Annotated in this window: 15 protein-coding genes and 1 pseudogene; 8 read left to right on the top strand and 8 right to left on the bottom strand. The window is 75.4% G+C overall.

All coding sequences use genetic code 11. The features are described from left to right. Window positions 1–189, top strand: a 189-nt coding sequence (locus tag EYB28_RS20080; RefSeq protein ID WP_205710846.1) for a hypothetical protein, incomplete at its 5' end; no start/stop codon positions are given. Between the two features lie 95 nt (window positions 190–284). On the opposite strand, the gene EYB28_RS05120 is transcribed toward EYB28_RS20080, so the two are convergent. Continuing rightward, window positions 285–1,784: a helix-turn-helix domain-containing protein gene (locus EYB28_RS05120; protein WP_166845404.1), complete on the bottom strand. Its 1,500-nt coding sequence runs from the start codon at window positions 1,782–1,784 to the stop codon at window positions 285–287. Between the two features lie 127 nt (window positions 1,785–1,911). Between EYB28_RS05120 and EYB28_RS05115 the strand changes: the two genes are divergently transcribed. Continuing rightward, window positions 1,912–3,837, top strand: a complete 1,926-nt coding sequence (locus EYB28_RS05115) for a phosphoenolpyruvate carboxykinase (GTP) (RefSeq protein ID WP_166845401.1) — start codon at window positions 1,912–1,914, stop codon at window positions 3,835–3,837. A 138-nt stretch (window positions 3,838–3,975) separates the two neighbouring features. Here EYB28_RS05115 and trpS read toward each other — a convergent pair whose 3' ends face one another. After that, complete coding sequence (trpS, locus tag EYB28_RS05110) at window positions 3,976–5,124, bottom strand: tryptophan--tRNA ligase (RefSeq protein WP_166845399.1); 1,149 nt, start codon at window positions 5,122–5,124, stop codon at window positions 3,976–3,978. A 213-nt stretch (window positions 5,125–5,337) separates the two neighbouring features. Here trpS and EYB28_RS05105 point away from each other — a divergent pair, with 213 nt between their 5' ends. Beyond that, window positions 5,338–6,201 carry an SMP-30/gluconolactonase/LRE family protein gene (locus EYB28_RS05105; protein WP_240930394.1) on the top strand — a complete coding sequence of 288 codons (864 nt, stop codon included), beginning with the start codon at window positions 5,338–5,340 and terminating at the stop codon, window positions 6,199–6,201. Between the two features lie 18 nt (window positions 6,202–6,219). On the opposite strand, the gene EYB28_RS05100 is transcribed toward EYB28_RS05105, so the two are convergent. Further along, the gene (locus tag EYB28_RS05100; RefSeq protein ID WP_166845395.1) at window positions 6,220–7,074 is read right to left on the bottom strand and encodes a fumarylacetoacetate hydrolase family protein; all 855 of its coding nucleotides are present in this window, start codon (window positions 7,072–7,074) and stop codon (window positions 6,220–6,222) included. Window positions 7,075–7,127: 53 nt separating this feature from the next. Beyond that, window positions 7,128–8,129, bottom strand: a complete 1,002-nt coding sequence (locus tag EYB28_RS05095; protein WP_166845392.1) for a C-terminal binding protein — start codon at window positions 8,127–8,129, stop codon at window positions 7,128–7,130. Window positions 8,130–8,225: 96 nt separating this feature from the next. Here EYB28_RS05095 and EYB28_RS05090 point away from each other — a divergent pair, with 96 nt between their 5' ends. Continuing rightward, the gene (locus EYB28_RS05090; protein WP_166845390.1) at window positions 8,226–9,002 is read left to right on the top strand and encodes an SDR family NAD(P)-dependent oxidoreductase; all 777 of its coding nucleotides are present in this window, start codon (window positions 8,226–8,228) and stop codon (window positions 9,000–9,002) included. Window positions 9,003–9,041: 39 nt separating this feature from the next. Then, entirely contained in the window at window positions 9,042–9,371 is a 330-nt protein-coding gene (locus EYB28_RS05085; RefSeq protein ID WP_166845388.1) for a nuclear transport factor 2 family protein, read from the top strand. 81 nt (window positions 9,372–9,452) lie between these two features. Here the strand turns inward: EYB28_RS05085 and EYB28_RS05080 are convergent, their stop codons facing one another. From EYB28_RS05080 to EYB28_RS05065, 4 genes are read right to left on the bottom strand one after another with little or no spacing between them, the layout of a single operon-like run. Then, on the bottom strand, window positions 9,453–10,265 hold the full coding sequence (locus EYB28_RS05080) for an SDR family NAD(P)-dependent oxidoreductase (RefSeq protein ID WP_166845386.1): 813 nt from the start codon (window positions 10,263–10,265) through the stop codon (window positions 9,453–9,455). After that, entirely contained in the window at window positions 10,262–11,431 is a 1,170-nt protein-coding gene (locus tag EYB28_RS05075; protein WP_166851715.1) for a mandelate racemase/muconate lactonizing enzyme family protein, read from the bottom strand. The genes EYB28_RS05080 and EYB28_RS05075 overlap by 4 nt, the downstream gene beginning before the upstream one ends. A 5-nt stretch (window positions 11,432–11,436) precedes the next feature. Further along, a complete protein-coding gene (locus tag EYB28_RS05070; protein WP_166845384.1) occupies window positions 11,437–12,222 on the bottom strand; it encodes an SDR family NAD(P)-dependent oxidoreductase in 786 nt (261 codons plus the stop codon). Continuing rightward, window positions 12,219–13,643 carry a hypothetical protein gene (locus EYB28_RS05065; RefSeq protein WP_166845382.1) on the bottom strand — a complete coding sequence of 475 codons (1,425 nt, stop codon included), beginning with the start codon at window positions 13,641–13,643 and terminating at the stop codon, window positions 12,219–12,221. The genes EYB28_RS05070 and EYB28_RS05065 overlap by 4 nt, the downstream gene beginning before the upstream one ends. A 165-nt stretch (window positions 13,644–13,808) precedes the next feature. On the opposite strand from EYB28_RS05065, the gene EYB28_RS05060 reads away from it, so the two are divergent. From EYB28_RS05060 to EYB28_RS20595, 3 genes and pseudogenes are all read left to right on the top strand, one after another. Then, entirely contained in the window at window positions 13,809–14,474 is a 666-nt protein-coding gene (locus EYB28_RS05060) for a GntR family transcriptional regulator (protein WP_166845380.1), read from the top strand. Between the two features lie 311 nt (window positions 14,475–14,785). Continuing rightward, window positions 14,786–15,826 carry a GNAT family N-acetyltransferase gene (locus EYB28_RS05055; RefSeq protein WP_166845378.1) on the top strand — a complete coding sequence of 347 codons (1,041 nt, stop codon included), beginning with the start codon at window positions 14,786–14,788 and terminating at the stop codon, window positions 15,824–15,826. 175 nt (window positions 15,827–16,001) lie between these two features. Then, window positions 16,002–16,328, top strand: a pseudogene (locus tag EYB28_RS20595) (hypothetical protein); the annotation flags it as partial.

Raw genomic sequence — 16,328 nt, 5'->3', positions numbered from 1 at the left:
TCGCCGAAGATCTCGGCGACGACCCTGGCGACCGCGCTACACCACTATCGGGGACTCAACTCGCAGATCTCCTGCGGCCGCTACCGCTTCCAGACCTTGTACTTCCTGACGTCGTCGTCATCTGTCACTCCTCGTGAGTGGAACATCTGGCGGACGCAGTCAACCATACGTATGACGTTACATCAATGAACGGCGCGTCGCGAAGCCACCTGCCCGACGACGGCAGCAGCATCGCCACCGTGGCGGCCACGACCGGCTCGACGGCGAAGATCGACGGGACGCCGCTATTCCTCCACGGGTGCGTGCCGCTGCAGGAAGGCGAACACGTCCGTGTCGTCCACGCCGGGGAACGCGCCGCGCGGCAGCGCGGCGAGCACCTGCTGGTGCATGCGGGCGCTCGGCCAGGCGACGCCCTCCCACCGCTCGGCGAGGTCGGCGGGAGGGCGCTGGCAGCAGGCCGGGTCGGGGCAGGTGGAGGAGCGGCGCACCTGGGTGTCCCGGCCGCGGAACCACTTGGCGTGCGCGTACGGCACCCCGACGGTGACGGAGAACTGGCGGCCGTCGGCGTCCGTCCCCGTCTGCACCGAGTCCCAGAACGTGCCCGCGGGGGTGTCGGTGTACTGGTAGGACTCGGTGGCACGGTCCCGGCGGGAGAAGGCCACGCGGCCGGGCCACCACCGGCACACCAGCTGCCCCTCGATCGCTCCCGTGACGTCCTGCGGCAGCGGCAGCCCGTCGTTGGCGTAGCCGCGGAACAGGGCGCCGTCGTCCCCGACGCGCAGGAAGTGCAGCGGGATGCCGAGGTGGACGGTGGCGAGGTTGGTCAGGCGCATGGCCGCGGCCTCGTGCGTGACGCCGAACGCGTCGCGGAAGTCCTCCACCGCGAGGTCGCGCTCCCGCTTGCGCCGGGTGAGGAAGTCCACGGCGGTGGACTCCGGGATCAGGCAGCAGGCCGCGAAGTAGGTGATCTCGACCCGCTGGCGCAGGAACTCGCCGTAGCTGCGGGGGCGTTCGTGGCCGAGCACCCGGTGCGCGATCGCCTGCAGCGCGAGGGACCGCAGCCCGTGCCCGCCCGGGATCGAGGCCGGCGGCAGGTAGATGCGCCCGTTCGCCAGGTCCGTGACCGACCGGGCGGAGCGCGGCAGGTCGTCCACGTGCAGGATGGTGAAACCCATCTGCTCGGCCATCCGCGCGACCGTGCGGTGGGTGAGCGCCCCGGCTCCCGCGTACCCGGCGGAGACGGTGAGCTCCTCGGCGATCGTCTCGATCTGCGGCAGGTAGTTGTCCCGGCTCTGCCGCTCGTGGCGCAGCACGGTGTTCGCGCGTCGCGCCTCCTCGGGGGTCGCGATGGCCTCCTCCTCGCGGCGCGCGATCTCGGCGTGCAGCCCGACGAGCTGTTCCAGCACCGGGACGGGCAGCTTCTGTGAGGGCCGGATCTCCGGCAGCCCGAGCGCGCCGAACAGCGGGCCGCGCTGCGCCCGCTCGAGGGCGATCTCGAGCTCGGCGCGGCGCGACGGCGGCTCGTCGGCGAGCAGGTCGGGCACTGCCACGTCGAGGGCCTCGGCGATCCCGCGCAGCAGCGACAGGCGGGGCTCACGCCGCCCGTTCTCCACCAGCGACAGCAGGCTCGGCGCGCAGCCGACACGCTCCCCCAGCGCCTCCAGCGTGAGGCGGCGCGACGTCCGCGCGTGCCGGATGCGGCGGCCGAGGGTGATGAGGTCGGGAGCCTCCGACGGCGTCCCGCCGAGGGTGGATGGGACCGGCGGCGGGTGACGTGTGGACATGGATTCACGCTACGTCAAGAAGCACGAATCTTCACACCTGTTGGGCTGGAAAGTGTGGCCAGAAGCCCGTCAGGGTGGGAACAGACCCGGAACGTCGCGCCGGGCGCCACCACGGACGGAGCACGCCATGACCTTCACCGCGAACCCCCGCCGGACCCGCCTCGCGATCGCCGAGCTCGCCCCCGACACCGTCCCCGGGACGGCCGCCGCGGCGGGCGCGCCGGCACCCTCCCGCGCCGCGCAGCAGAGCGCACGGGCCTGGGTCGGCGAGGTCGCCGCGCTCACCCAGCCGGACGAGGTGGTCTGGTGCGACGGGTCCGCCGCCGAGAAGCAGCGCCTCCTCGACCAGATGGTCGCCGCGGGGACGCTGACGAAGCTCGACGAGACCAAGCGGCCGAACTCCTACCTCGCCCGCTCGCACCCCTCCGACGTCGCCCGCGTCGAGTCGCGCACCTTCATCTGCTCGCAGCAGCAGTCCGACGCCGGCCCCACCAACAACTGGCGCGACCCGGCCGAGATGCGCCGGACGCTCTCGGGGCCGGACGGCGTCTTCGCCGGCTCGATGCGCGGCCGGACCATGTACGTGGTCCCGTTCTCCATGGGCCCCGTCGGCGGACCGATCTCCCAGGTCGGCATCGAGATCACCGACTCGCCGTACGTGGTCGTGTCGATGCACGTCATGACGCGCGTCTCCCCCGAGGTCCTGGACCTGATCGACACCGGGCAGCAGTGGGTGCCCGCCGTGCACTCGGTGGGCGCGCCGCTGGCCGAGGGCGAGGAGGACGTCCCGTGGCCCTGCAACGACACCAAGTACATCGTCCACTACCCGGAGACCCGCGAGATCTGGTCCTACGGGTCCGGGTACGGCGGCAACGCGCTGCTCGGCAAGAAGTGCTTCGCGCTGCGCATCGCCTCGGCGATGGCGCGTGACGAGGGCTGGCTCGCCGAGCACATGCTCCTGATCCGCGTGACCTCCCCCGAGGGCCGCCGCTACCACGTGGCCGCCGCGTTCCCCAGCGCCTGCGGCAAGACGAATCTCGCGATGCTGCGGCCCACGATCTCCGGCTGGACGGTCGAGACGCTCGGCGACGACATCGTGTGGATGCGCCCCGGGCCGGACGGGCGCCTGCGTGCCATCAACCCCGAGGCCGGCTTCTTCGGCGTCGCGCCCGGCACAGGCGTCGAGACCAACCCGACCGCCGTCGAGACCCTCACGCACGACGCGATCTTCACCAACGTCGCCCTCACCGACGACGGCGACGTGTGGTGGGAGGGCCTGACGCCCGAGCCGCCCGCACACCTCGTCGACTGGCGGGGCGACGACTGGACGCCGGACGCCGAGACACCGGCGGCGCACCCCAACTCCCGGTTCACCGTCGCCGCGGCGCAGTGCCCCACCATCGCCGACACGTGGGAGGACCCGGCGGGCGTGCCCGTGGACGCGATCGTCTTCGGCGGCCGACGCGCCAGCAACGTGCCGCTCGTGGCCCAGGCGACGAGCTGGGAGCACGGCGTGTTCATGGGCGCCACCATCAGCTCCGAGCGCACCGCCGCCGCCGAGGGGACCGTCGGCGAGCTGCGTCGCGACCCGTTCGCCATGATGCCGTTCTGCGGCTACGCGATGGCCGACCACTGGGCCCACTGGCTCCGTGTGGGCGCCGGGCTCGACGCCGACGCCCGGCCCAAGGTGTTCCAGGTCAACTGGTTCCGCAAGGGCCCCGACGGGTCGTTCCTGTGGCCCGGGTTCGGCGAGAACTCGCGCGTGATCGAGTGGATCGTCGCGCAGCTCGACCGCTCGCGCGGCCTGCGCAGCGACACGGGCGCCGTGCTGTCCCCCGTCGGGCTGCTGCCGGCCCCGGGCGCGCTGCGCACGGACGACCTGGACCTGTCCGACGACGACCTCGACGCCCTCTTCGACGTGCCGGCCGAGCCCTGGCTCGCCGAGGCGGACTCCACCGCCGAGTTCTTCGAGACGTTCGGCGACCGCGTGCCGCCGGAGCTGTGGGCGCAGCTCGACCGGCTCCGCGCCCGGCTCCGCGCCGACGCCGACTGATCACGTCGGCAGGCCGGGATCAGGTCGGCAGTGCAGGCTGCCGACCTGATCCCGGACTGCCGCGCGGATCAGCACACGACTCGGGCCCGCCGGAACTGAGGCACCGGCGGGCCCGACACCCCCTTCAGGACACGGCGCTCAGTACACCGTGCCCATGAGCTCGCGGACGTCGGCCAGGGTGCGGTCCGCCACGGCGTTCGCATGCGCGTTCCCGCGCGCGAGGACGTCGCCGACCACGGCCGGCGCGTCGGCCGCGAGGTCGCGACGGCGCTCGCGCAGCGGCCGCAGGCCCTCGACGACGGCCTCGGTGACGACCTGCTTGAGCCGCCCGGCTCCCGCCGCGCCGACCGACTCCGCGAGCTCGGCCGGCGTCGTCCCGGCGAAGCGGGCGCCGATCCGCAGCAGGTTCGCCACGTCGGGCCGTGTCTCCGGCTCGTACGTGATGTGCCGCTCGGAGTCGGTCCGGGCCCGCCGGAAGTACCGCACCGTCTCGTCCTCGGTGGCCCGCAGCTCCAGCGCGTTGCCCCGCGACTTGCTCATCTTGGCGCCGTCGTTCCCGAGTACCGTGAGCGACGGCGTGAGCAGCGCGTCCGGCTCCCGGAAGTACGGGCGGGCGGCCGCGTACCGCTGGTTGAAGCGCCGCGCGACGGTGCGGGTCGCCTCCAGGTGCGGCAGCTGGTCGGCACCCACCGGCACGACGTCGCCGTGACAGAACAGGATGTCCGCGGCCTGGTGCACCGGGTAGGTGAACAGCAGCCCGGACATGTCACGCCCCTGCCGGCGGGCGGCGTCGACCGCCTCCGCCTTGACGGTCGGGTTGCGCTCCAGCTCGCCGACGGTCACCAGCGACAGGAACGGCAGCAGGAGCTGGTTCAGCGCCGGCACCGCCGAGTGCGTGAAGATCGTCGTGCGGGCGGGGTCGATCCCGGCGGCGAGGTAGTCCAGCACCACCTCGCGCACGACGGCGGGCAGGTCGCCGGTCTCGTCGCGGTCGGTGATCACCTGGTAGTCGGCGATCACCAGCACGACCTCGACACCCGCATCCTGCAGGCGGACGCGGCTGTCGAGCGTCGCGAGCAGGTGGCCGAGGTGCAGCGCGCCCGTGGGCCGGTCGCCCGTGAGGACGCGGAAGGCGCCGGGGTCGCGGGCGATCTCCGACTCCAGCTCGGCGCTGCGGCGCCGGGCGACGGCGAGCGTGGCCCGCTCGTGCCGATCGGCGAGGTTGTCGCCCGACCGCGCGTCACCGGGCGGCGTGGGGGTCGCGGGGGTGGTGATGGTGGTCGTCATGGGTGCTCCTGGGGACGGGAGCCGCCCACCGCCCGGTACCGGACCCCGGAGGGGCGGACAGACGACGAGTCCCGGGCTGCGGCGGGCAGCTCGGGACTCGGACGGTGCGGGGCGCGGTCAGGTCACGGCTGCTCGTGCAGCCGCCACCACTCGTTGCGCTTCAGCATGCGGCCACGATACCGCGCCGGGCGGGCGACGCGGCAGAATCGTCGCGTGCCCGCACCTGCAAACGTCACCGGCCCCGTCGCCCACCACGCCGAGGGCCCGGTCTGGTGGTCCGGGTGGGGCGGGCTACGGTACGTCGACATGCTCGCCGGGGACGTCCTGGCGCTGCGGCCCGACGGCGGCGTCGACCGGCGGCACGTGGGCACCGTCGCGGCCGTGGTGCGGCCGCGCGCGGGCGGCGGGTTCGTCGTCGCCCGCGAGCACGACGTCGCGGTCTCCGACACGGGCGACGGCCCTCTCCGACCGCTCACCACGCTGACCGACGGCCCCGCGGTACGGCTCAACGAGGGCTCGACCGGCCCCGACGGGGCGTTCTACGTGGGCGGCATGGTCACCGGCACCGGCGGCACGGCGGCACTGCACCGGGTCGAGCCCGGCGGTGCGGCGCGCGTCGTGCTCGAGGGCGTGGGCTGCTCCAACGGCCTCGGGTTCTCCCCCGACGGCACGCGGGCCTACTACGCCGACACGGCGACCCACCGGATCGACATGCTCGACGTGGTGCCCGCGTCGGTGGACGCACGCGGGCTGACGGGCCGACGCCCGTTCGTGGCGGTCGACCCGGCCGACGGCGCCCCCGACGGGCTCACGGTGGACGCCGACGGGGGCGTCTGGGTCGCGCTGTGGGGAGGGTCCGCCGTGCGGCGCTACTCTCCCTCCGGGGTGGTCGACGCCGAGATCCGGTTCCCCGCGACGCAGGTGACCGCGTGCACGTTCGGCGGCGACGACCTGGGAACGCTGTACGTCACGACCTCGCGGCAGGACCTGGCGGACTACGAGCAGCCGGAGGCGGGCTCGCTGTTCCGGGTCGACGCCGGGGTGCGGGGCCTGCCGGCCACGCCGTTCGCGGGCTGACCAGGCCGACCGCCACGGTCAGACGACGGCGTCGCGCACTCGCTGCTCGGAGCGCCCCAGCCCGCCGATCTCCAGGGTGACGACGTCGCCGGCACGCAGGTAGGCGAACCGCCCGGACAGCGCGACGCCCTGCGGCGTGCCGGTGTTGATGACGTCGCCCGGTTCCAGCACCATGTAGCGGCTGAGGTGCTGCACGAGGAACGGCACGTCGAAGATCATGTCGGCGGTGGTCGAGTCCTGGCGCGGCTCGCCGTTGACCCACGAGCGCAGGCGCAGGTCGCCGGCGTCGATCTCGTCCGCGGGCACGAGCCACGGTCCGAGCGGGTTGAACGTCTCGCAGCTCTTGCCCTTCGACCACTGCCCACCCGAGTGCTCCAGCTGGTAGTCGCGCTCGGAGACGTCGTGCGACAGCACGTACCCGGCGACGTGCGCGGCGGCCTCCTCGGGCGTGGAGAGGTAACGCGCGCGGCGGCCGATGACGACGCCGAGCTCGACCTCCCAGTCGACGGTCGTCGCCCCGGGCGGGACCAGGACGTCGTCGTACGGGCCGACGACGGTGTTCGAGTGCTTCCAGAAGACGATCGGCGCCTGCGGCGGGGCGGCGCCCGACTCGGCGGCGTGCGCCGCGTAGTTCTGGCCGACGCAGACGACGGCCGTGGGCCGAGCGACCGGGGCGCCGACGCGCAGGGTGTCGGCGTCGGGGATCACCGGGAGCGTGCCGGCGGCGAGCGCCGCGCGGGTGCGCGCGACGCCGTCCGCGGCGAGGAACGCCCCGTCGACGTCTCCGGTGAGGGGCTCCAGGGAGCGCACTTCGCCGTCGTGGCGGACGGCGGGACGTTCCTGGCCGGCGGGGCCGAGACGGACGAGCTGCACGGGGACCTCCTGGTCGTGGCGGTGATCGACGGGCTGCGGGCGGCGGACCCGGCTCAGCGCGCGGGGAGGCGCGCGAACCCGGGGTTGACGACCGAGGGCACGTGGCGCCCCGCGAGGAGGTCGACGGCGTTGCGGGCTGTGTGCACGGGGAGGTCCGCCATGGCCTGGGGGGAGAACCAGGCCGCGTGGGGGGTGAGCACGACGGCGTCGAGCGTGCGCAGCCTGCTGTCGGCGGGCAGCGGCTCGGTGGCGAACACGTCGAGGGCCGCGCCGCCGACGTGCCCGGCCTCGATCGCGTCGGCCAGGGCCTCCTCGTCGACAAGCGGGCCGCGGCAGGTGTTGACGACGCGCACGCCGGACTTCGTGACGGCGAGGGTGTCGCGGTCGAGCAGGTGCCGGGTGTCGTCGGTGAGAGGCGCGTGGAGTGTGATGACGTCGGCGGTGCGGAGCAGCTCCTCGAGCGTGGCGGGCCGGTGCCCGGCGGCCTCGACCGCGGCTGCGGGCACGAGCGGGTCGTGCACGAGGACGCGGAACCCGAGGGCAGCGAGGCCGCGGGCCACCTCGGAGCCGATCCGGCCGTACCCGACGACGCCGACCGTGGTGGCCGAGGGGCGCACGGCGGGGGGGCGGGCGGCCGTGGGGGCCCAGCCCCCGGCCCGCACGCCACGGTCGTACCCGGACAGGCCGCGCCCGAGGCCGAGCACCATCGCGAGGGTGTGCGACGCCACCTCTTCGACGCAGTAGGTCGGGGTGTTCGCGACGGCGACGCCACGCCTGGTCGCGGCGGCGACGTCGACCATGTCGTACCCGATGCCCATCCGGGAGACGACGCGGACGCCGTCGGGGCCGGCCACGGCGTCCAGCACCCGTTCCGTCACGGGGGCCCACTGCACGACGAGCGCCTGCGCTCCCCCGGCCGCACGCACCGCCTCGACGACCTCCTCCTCGGTGCGTGCCGCGGCGCGCACCGCGCGCAGGCCGGCGGCCGCGACGGTGTCCTCGCAGGCGGTGGACGGCAGGTCGCAGTCGGTGATGACGACGGTGTCGGCGCTCATGAGACCGAATGCTATAGCAGATAGCATCTGCCGCCCAACCGGGCGTCGACCCAGGCAGGATGCCGGCATCGCCAGAAGTGCTATAGCGTTCCCCCCATGCCCCGTCGATTCGCCCTCATCACCGGCGCCAGCTCCGGCATCGGCGCCGCGACCGCCCATCGCCTCGCTCAGGACGGCTACGACGTCTGGCTCACCTTCGCGCACGACGAGGCGGGCGCCACCACCACCGCGAAGCACTGCGCGGCCGCAGGCGCCGCGACCCGCGTGTCCCGGCTCGACCTGCGCGACACCGCCTCCGTCGACGCGCTCGTCGCCGAGGTGACCGCCGCCTGGGGCCGGCTCGACGTCCTGGTCAACAACGGGGGCGTCTGCCCCTACCGCGCGCTCGACGACATCGAGCTCGACGAGTGGGACCAGGTCATGGAGACCAACGCGCGCGGCACGTTCGTGCTGTCCCGCGCCGCGCTGCCGCTGCTGCGCGCCGGCCGCGAGGACGCCGAGCACGCCGACCCCGCCGCCACCGACCGCGCGATCGTCAACGTCGCCTCGATCGCCGGGCAGCAGGGCGCCCTGCGGACCGGCGTCCACTACGCGGCGTCCAAGGGCGCGATGCTGGCGATCACCCGCTCCTTCGCCCGCATCCTCGCCGGTGAGCGGATCCGTGTGAACGCCGTGACCCCCGGCCCCGTCACCAGCAACATCACCGACCAGCTCGACGACGCCGGCCGCGCCGCGCTCACCTCGTCGATCCCTCTCGGCGACTTCGGCGCCCCGGAGGACGTCGCCTGGGTGATCGCCTCGCTGGCCGACCCGCGTGCCGCCTTCGTCACCGGCGCCACCTACGACGTCAACGGCGGCGTGCGGATCGACTGACCGCGCCCCGCCCATCCACCGACCGCCCCAGGAGGACCCGTGCCCACCGCCACCGCCGTCGTCGCCGAGCAGGTCGACGCCTTCAACGCCCGCGACCTCGACCGCTTCGTCGCCACCTACGCGCCCGACGCCGTCGTCACCGGCGTGACACCCGACCCGATCGTGGGCCGCGACGCCCTGCGCGCCTTCTACGGCGGCCGGTTCGACGACGCGGCGCTGCACTGCGAGATCACGACGTCGGTCGCGTTCGGGGAGCGCTGGGTCGTGGCCCGCGAGCTCGTCACGACCGCGAACGGCACCGGCGAGACGGTCGCGACGTTCGACGTGGCGGACGGCGTCATCGCCCGCGCGAGCATGCTCAAGGCCTGACCCTCACGGCGCGGTCGCACCTCCCGTGCTCCGGTCGTGCCCGCGGGGCACGACCGGGGCGCGGGAGGCGGGACGCCCGGCTCAGGCCAGGCCGTAGCGCCGGTCGAGCTCCGGGTCCCGCTGCGGGGTGCCGAACGACGCCGTCCACGCGCCGTCCGCGGCGATCGACTGCCCGGACACGTAGGACGACGCGTCGGAGAGCAGGAACGCCACGACCGCGGCGATCTCGTCGGGCCGCGCGATCCGCCCGAGCGGCGGGCCCTGCGCCAGGTGCCGCTCCTCGGCCGCGGGGTCGGCGGCGGCGGCGATCTGCGCCTCCAGGTGCGGGGTGCGCACGCCGCCGGGGGCCACGGTGTTGGCGCGGATCCCGTACCGCCCGTAGGTGACGGCGACGCTGCGGGCGAGGGCGTCGATGCCGCCCTTGGTGAGCTCGTACGCGGCATGGTCGGCGAACGACGCCCGCCCGTGGATGGAGCCGACGTTGACGATCGACCCGCCCGAGGCCTGGTCGGTGAACGCCTCGACCGCGGCGGCGGCGCCCCAGAGGTATCCGAGGCCGTTGATCTCGACGATCTCCCGTGCCGTGCGTTCGACGTCGGCCTCGCGCTCCGGGTCGGCGAGGGCGTGCAGCGGCGTGGTCCGCGTGACCCCCGCGTTGTTGACCCACCCCGCCAGCGGCGCGATCTCGCGGGCGCGGCGGGCGGCCTCCCGGTGCGCGGCACGGTCCCGGGAGTCGCCCAGGACGACGGCGGCGCACGCCCCGTCGGTCACGCTGCCCGAGCCGGGGCTGCGCTCCAGCCCGACGACGACCCAGCCGTCGGCGGTCAGCCGCTCGGCGATCGCCCGGCCGATCCCTTTGCCGGAGCCGGTGACGACGACGCTGCGCCCGCTCATCGGGCGGCCTCCGGGAAGAACCGCGGGGACAGCCGGAACCCGAGCCCGGGGGCGGGCGGCGGCGTCGCGTACCCGTCCGCGAAGGTTGGGCCGCCGGTGACGAGCAGCGGCGCCGGGTCGTAGGGGTTGCCCTGCGGGGAGCGGTCGAAGGTCTCGACGCCGATGCCCAGGTGCACGCTCACCTCCGGGTAGACGTGGCTCGACGGTGTCAGTCCGGCGTCGAGCCAGGATCGCACGAGCTCGGCCGCGGGGGTGAGGCCGCCGATCGCGACGACGTCGACCCGCGGCACGTCGAGGGCGCCGAGCCCGGCCAGCCGGGCGTGGACCTCGGGATCGGTGACCTCGTCGCCGATGCTGAGCGGCAGGCCGGTCGCCGCCCGGATCCGTGCCGCGCGGGCGGCGTCCTCCGGCAGCAGCGGGTCCTCCAGCCAGGCGAGCGCCGGCGCGTCGCCCTGTCCGTGGCCGCCCGGCGCGGCGATCCCCCACCCGTCGAGGTCGGCCAATGCCTCGTCCGCGTCGCGCCAGCCGAAGCCGACGTCGACGACGAGCCCCTCGCGCCCGGGCACGGTGGGCCGGCCCGCCGCCGCGAGCCCGTCCCGCACCCGCGCGATCACCTCGCGCATGAGGGCGCGGTCCGGGGAGCGGGAGATCTTCAGCAGCGGCCAGCCGCCGGCGGCCTGGGCGAGCACCTCGGCGGCGACGGTGTCCGCCGTGCGTCCCGGCGTCGGGTAGGCGGCCACGAGGATCGACGGGCGGGGGGCGTCGTCCGCCCCGAGGAGGCGCCACACCGGCAGGCCCGCCGCCTGACCCGCGACGTCCCACAGGGCGACGTCGACGAGCCCGATCGCGCGGCGCACCAGGCCGACGCGTCCGACGATCGCCGACCCGCGCAGCATCGCGTCCCAGGCGGCCCGCACGTCGGCCGGCCCCGCGATCTCGCGGCCCACGACGTGCGGCGCGACGAGCCGCTCCACGAGCTCGGCCATCGGCGCCTCGCGGGTGAGCGCGTAGGCGACGCCGACCAGCGGCGTCTCCCCGGGCGCACGCTCCGCGAGCACCTCGACCGCGACGTACTCGCGCCGCTCCACGGTCATCGCGCCCAGCCGCAGGGGCTCGGGCAGCGGCACGGCGACGGTGTGCGTGCGGACCTCGGTGACGCGCGCCATCGGCGTCACTCCGGCTTCTTCGCGAGCGGGACGCCGTAGTCGACCATGAAGCCGCCGTCCACGAAGAGCGTCTGCCCGACGACGTACGACGCCTGGTCGGAGGCGAGGAAGGCGACGGCGTTCGCCACCTCCGACGCGTCGGCGAGCCGGCCGGCGGGGATGCGCGCGAGGATGGTCTCCTCCGAGAGCGTGCCCGCGGCGACGCCCTGGCGGAAGACGCCGGTGTCGATGTACCCGGGGGCCACGGCGTTGACGCGCACGCCGCGCGCCGCCCACTCGGCCCCGGCGGTGGCGGTGAGCGCGACGACGGCCGCCTTGGTGGTGGCGTACGGCGCGCGCCCCGCCGAGCCGCGGGAGGACACCGACGAGATGTTGACGACGGCGCCGCGGCCGGCGTCGAGCATGTGCCGGCCGGCGGCCTGGAGGCAGGAGAAGACGCCGTGCAGGTTGACGTCCACGACGGCGGACCACTCGGCGAACGTGAGGTCCTCCAGCCCGCGATGGCGCTGGATGCCCGCGTTGTTGACGAGCACGTCGATGCCGCCGTACCGGGCGGCGAGGTCGTCGAACGTCGCGCGCACGGCGTCGTGGTCGGTGACGTCGAGCGGCGTCCACACGAGCCCCGGGGCGCCGGGCGCGGGGCCGTCGCCCAGCGCGGGCAGGTCGTGCCGGGCGACGTCGGGGCACACGACGCGGTGGCCGTCGGCGGCGAGCCGCTCGGCCACCTGACGGCCGATGCCGGCGGCCCCGCCGGTGACGATCGCGAGCGGGGCGCGGGCGGGTGCGGTCACTGGTCCTCCTTGTCGCCCGGCGAGCCGAGCAGCGTGTCGATGAGTCGGGTGGCGTGCGCCTCCAGGCGCGCGAGCGAGCCCGGCGCGAGCGGCGTCTGCCAGGCCTGGTAGGCGCCGCGCTCGTACGCGACGTCGGTGGGCAGGTAGACGAACCCCGGCCCGTTGGTGAGGTTGGCGACGACGACGGGGCGGCCCGCGGCGTGGGCGCGCACGGTGCGCTGGAACCGGGAGTACGCCTCCCCGGGGTGTGCGACGAGGAGCGCGTCGCCGAGCCGCCAGGCCCAGGCCGGGTGCCGGACGGTGGGACCGGCGACGTAGCCGTCGCGCAGGTTGCGGGCGCGGCGCAGGCGCTCGTCGCGCGACCGGGGGTCGATGCCGGCCCACTCGGCCTCGAGCTCGGCCATGCTGGGCAGGTCCCGCAGGTCGAGCTCGACGTCGGCCTGCACGACGGCGAGGGTGGTGGACGGTGCGGCCGGGGCCGGCTCCCACACGCCCAGGGGCGCCCCGGACTCCACCACGCGCGCGAGCTCCATCGTCGTGCCCGGCGGGGGCAGCTCCGCCAGGGCCGCGAGCACGGCGTGCCCGAGCGCCTCGCCGTGCCGGTCGGCGACGGCGAGGTCGCCGGTGTACTGCTGCCGGGGGGCGAGCTCGCCGGACGCGCCCTGGAGGAACGCGACGGGCGCGCCGGTCGCCGCCTGCACGAGGTCGCGCATCGCCCCGACGTAGTCCGGGGAGACGAGCCGGTTCTGCCACGCCAGGGTCGTGGGGTGGCAGGCGTAGTTGACGACGGTCGCGAGCGGCCGGTCCGGCTCACCGGCGCGGCCGATCGCGGTGAGGCGGCCGACCAGGACGGTGTCGTCGGCGGCCTCGTCGGGGTTCCAGCCGATCACGGGGCGGGGCGGGGCCCCGGGGTCGTCGAGGAGGAGCTCCCGGTCGGCGGCGAGCGCGCACCGTCCCGTCGCCCACTCGAGGACGGCGGGGCGCAGGGAGTCCAGCGCCTCGCGGCCGGCGTCGGCCGCGGCGGCCGCCAGGGTGTCGAGGTAGCCGGGCACGAGCGCGCCGCCCGGCAGGTCGGCGTCCCCGGCGCACAGCACGGGCCCGGCGTGCGTGTGGGACAGGGAGACGAGCAGCCGCTCGGGCGGCAGCCCGAGGGCGGCGAGCACGCGGTGCCGGACGCCGGCCTCGTCGTCCACGCGGCGCCACCAGGTGCCGTCGACGGTGATCGCGACGACCGGTTCGTCGTCGGCGGCGAGGGCGACCGCGGTGAGCGTCATGGACCGGTGCTGCCCCTCGGCCGCGTCCCAGTCCGCCGGGCCCCAGTTGCGCGCACGGATGCCCACGGGCGGGCTGACGTCCCGGGTCGCGACGCCCGCCGTCCCGTGGAACGCGGGCACGGGCACCCGGTCGTGCAGAGCCGCCATCGATCCTCCAGTCCTCGACCGCCCTGATGCTATAGCATGTGACGGCGGTCCCGGACGGCCCGGACGACACGCCCCGGCGGTCGTCCGCGCGCTGCGCGTCTCGCTATCCTGCGGGGCGCGGCCGCCCGGACCAGGCCTTCTGCCCAGCCGACCGACGGAGTAGCAATGGCGCTCAAGAGCGTGCCCGACCAGAACGTGGCCGACCGCGTCACCGTCGAGCTGCGCGAGGCGATCTTCTCGGGCGAGCTCGAACCCGGCGAACGCCTGGTCGAGCGCAAGCTCGCCGAACGGCTCGGCACGAGCCACATCCCCGTGCGCGAGGCGCTGACCCGGCTGACCGAGGAGGGCCTGGTCGAGCGCCTGCCCCACCGCGGCGCCCGGGTCGTGGCCCTCACCAGCCGCGACCTCGAGGAGATCTCCAGCCTCCGCACGCTGCTCGAACAGTTCGCCGTGGCACGCGTCCAGCAGTCGTGGGACGAGGCGAAGGACGCCCGCCTGCGCAAGATCGTGCAGCAGATGGTCCAGGCCGCCGAGCGCGGCAACAGCCCGCGCGTCTTCGAGCTGGACCGGCGCTTCCACGAGCAGATCTGGGAGATGGCGGACCACCACATGCTCATGGCGCTCAACGCGCAGCTGCGCAGCCGGATCACCGGGTTCCTCCGGGCGGCCAACGCGGCCCTCGAACCCGCGGCACGGGTGGCCCACGCCCAGACCCACCTGCGGATCGTCGACGCGATCGCCGGGGGCGACCCCGACGAGGCGCGCCGCGTCATGGCCGAGCACATCGGCGAGGCCGCCGCGCGCCTGGAGCCGCACACCCAGGACGACTGACGGCGGCAGGTCGCCGCGGAGCGGCGGCGGGCCGGCCACGGGTCGCTTCGATGCGGCACCTGGCCGGGCGGGGCCGCCGGACACGGCGACACATGGTCGGGCGGGGCCGCCTGACGGCGGCACGTGGTCGAACGGGAGTCGCCGACGGCGACGCCGGCTCGGGCGGTGCGGCCGCTCCGGAGCGCCGGGCCCAGCCCGGCCCGGCGTCCTCGCCCGTCGCTCGCCGACGAACGTGCGACCGAGGGTAATCCTGCTATAGCAAGATGCGCAACAGACCGGCGCGATGCCCGCCCGGCCCCCGAGGAGGACGCATGGAACCGCGCGACGCCACCCCTGACGACGTCCCGTCGCTCTACGCGCTGTGGGAGCGCGCGTTCGACGCGCCGCTCATGGTCCCGGTCTACGAGACCGATGCCGGACGCCTGGCGCGCACGGTCGTCGCCGCCGACGCCGCGGGCGACGTCGTCGCCTCGGTGTACTGGACGCCGCGCTCGGTCGCGTCGGCCGACGGGTCCCGCGTCCTGCGCGCGGGGTGCGTCGCCAACGTGGCGGTGGCACCCGAGGCGCGGGGCCGCGGCCTGGTGCGCCGCCTCCTCGCCGCGACCCACGACCGGATGTCCGCCGCGGGGGTCGACGTCTCGCTGCTGTTCACGGGGACCCCGGGCGTCTACGGCTCCAGCGGCTACGCGGCGTTCGACGTGCCGGTGCTGACCGGGACGCCGCGCCTCCCGCCTGCCGGCCCGGTCGTCATGGCGTCCGAGAATCCGCTCGACGCCCCGGCCGACGGGCCGCCCACCGTCCGTGCCGACCGGTTGCCGAGCGACTCGTGGCAGCCGTGGGGCCCGGCACTGCCGTGGGAGTCGCTCGCGCGGCTGCACGACGCCACCGACACGACCCCCGACGGGCGGCGGCGCCCGCTCGCCACGATCCGCACGGCCGCGCACTGGGAGCGGCGCGTGCCGCTCTGGTACCGCTCGTGCGAGCTCCTCACGGCACGCTCGCCCCACGGCGACGTGCTCGGGTACGTCGTGCTGGAGCCGGTCGCGGCGCTCCTGCGCGTGCGGGAGCTCGCCACCCGGACCGGCGCCCAGGGCGGCGAGGCCGCGGCCGCCCTCGCGGACGCCACGCTCGCCCGCGCCCGCCACCACGGGGCGACGTCGCTCGAGGTGCGGCTGCCGCGGGACACCCTCGGCCGCGGGTTCGCCGACGCCGTCCTGGCGGACGCGGCGCCGTCCACCGACGCGACGGGGATGCTGCGCCCGGTCCATGCCGACCCGGCCGAGGTCGCGGCCCTCCGGGCGTCGCCGACCGGGGCCGCAGCCGGGTTCCACTGGCCGGGCGACTACGCCTGACCTGCACACATCTGCTCAGCCCGCGGGCTCATGACCTGCGCCGACGCCCGGAACCTCGCCCTTGACATTGCTATAGCATATGGCTATTTTCCTGTCCTGAGAGGCGCAACGACGCGCTCCAGCGTCGATGCACCGCCGCGCCCGACCGGCGGGCCGGGCACCCCCGGCCCGCTCCATCAGCACCGCTCCACGTACCACCCGCACGCCGGCCACCCCCGCGGCCCCGGGGCGGCGCGCGGCAACCCGACCGTCGCTCGCCCCGACGGACGACCGCAGATCCGACCGTCCGAAGGGTGCTCCCGTGAACTCTCCGACCTCGACCGACCGCCCGCCCACCGCGGCGGCCGAACGCGTGGCGACGACCGTCGCCGCCCTCACCGGGTGGCGCGCCCGGACCCTGCGCGACGGAGCCGTCGCACAGCTCCTCGGCCACGCCGCCCCGGGCGACGGCGCCGCCCGGCTCGTGCGCTACGACGCCGGCTCCACCGCCGAGCCGAACGGC

Source organism: Isoptericola sp. BMS4, assembly GCF_011634835.1.
Lineage (GTDB): Bacteria > Actinomycetota > Actinomycetes > Actinomycetales > Cellulomonadaceae > Isoptericola.
This window is presented reverse-complemented; position numbering and strand designations above follow the sequence as displayed.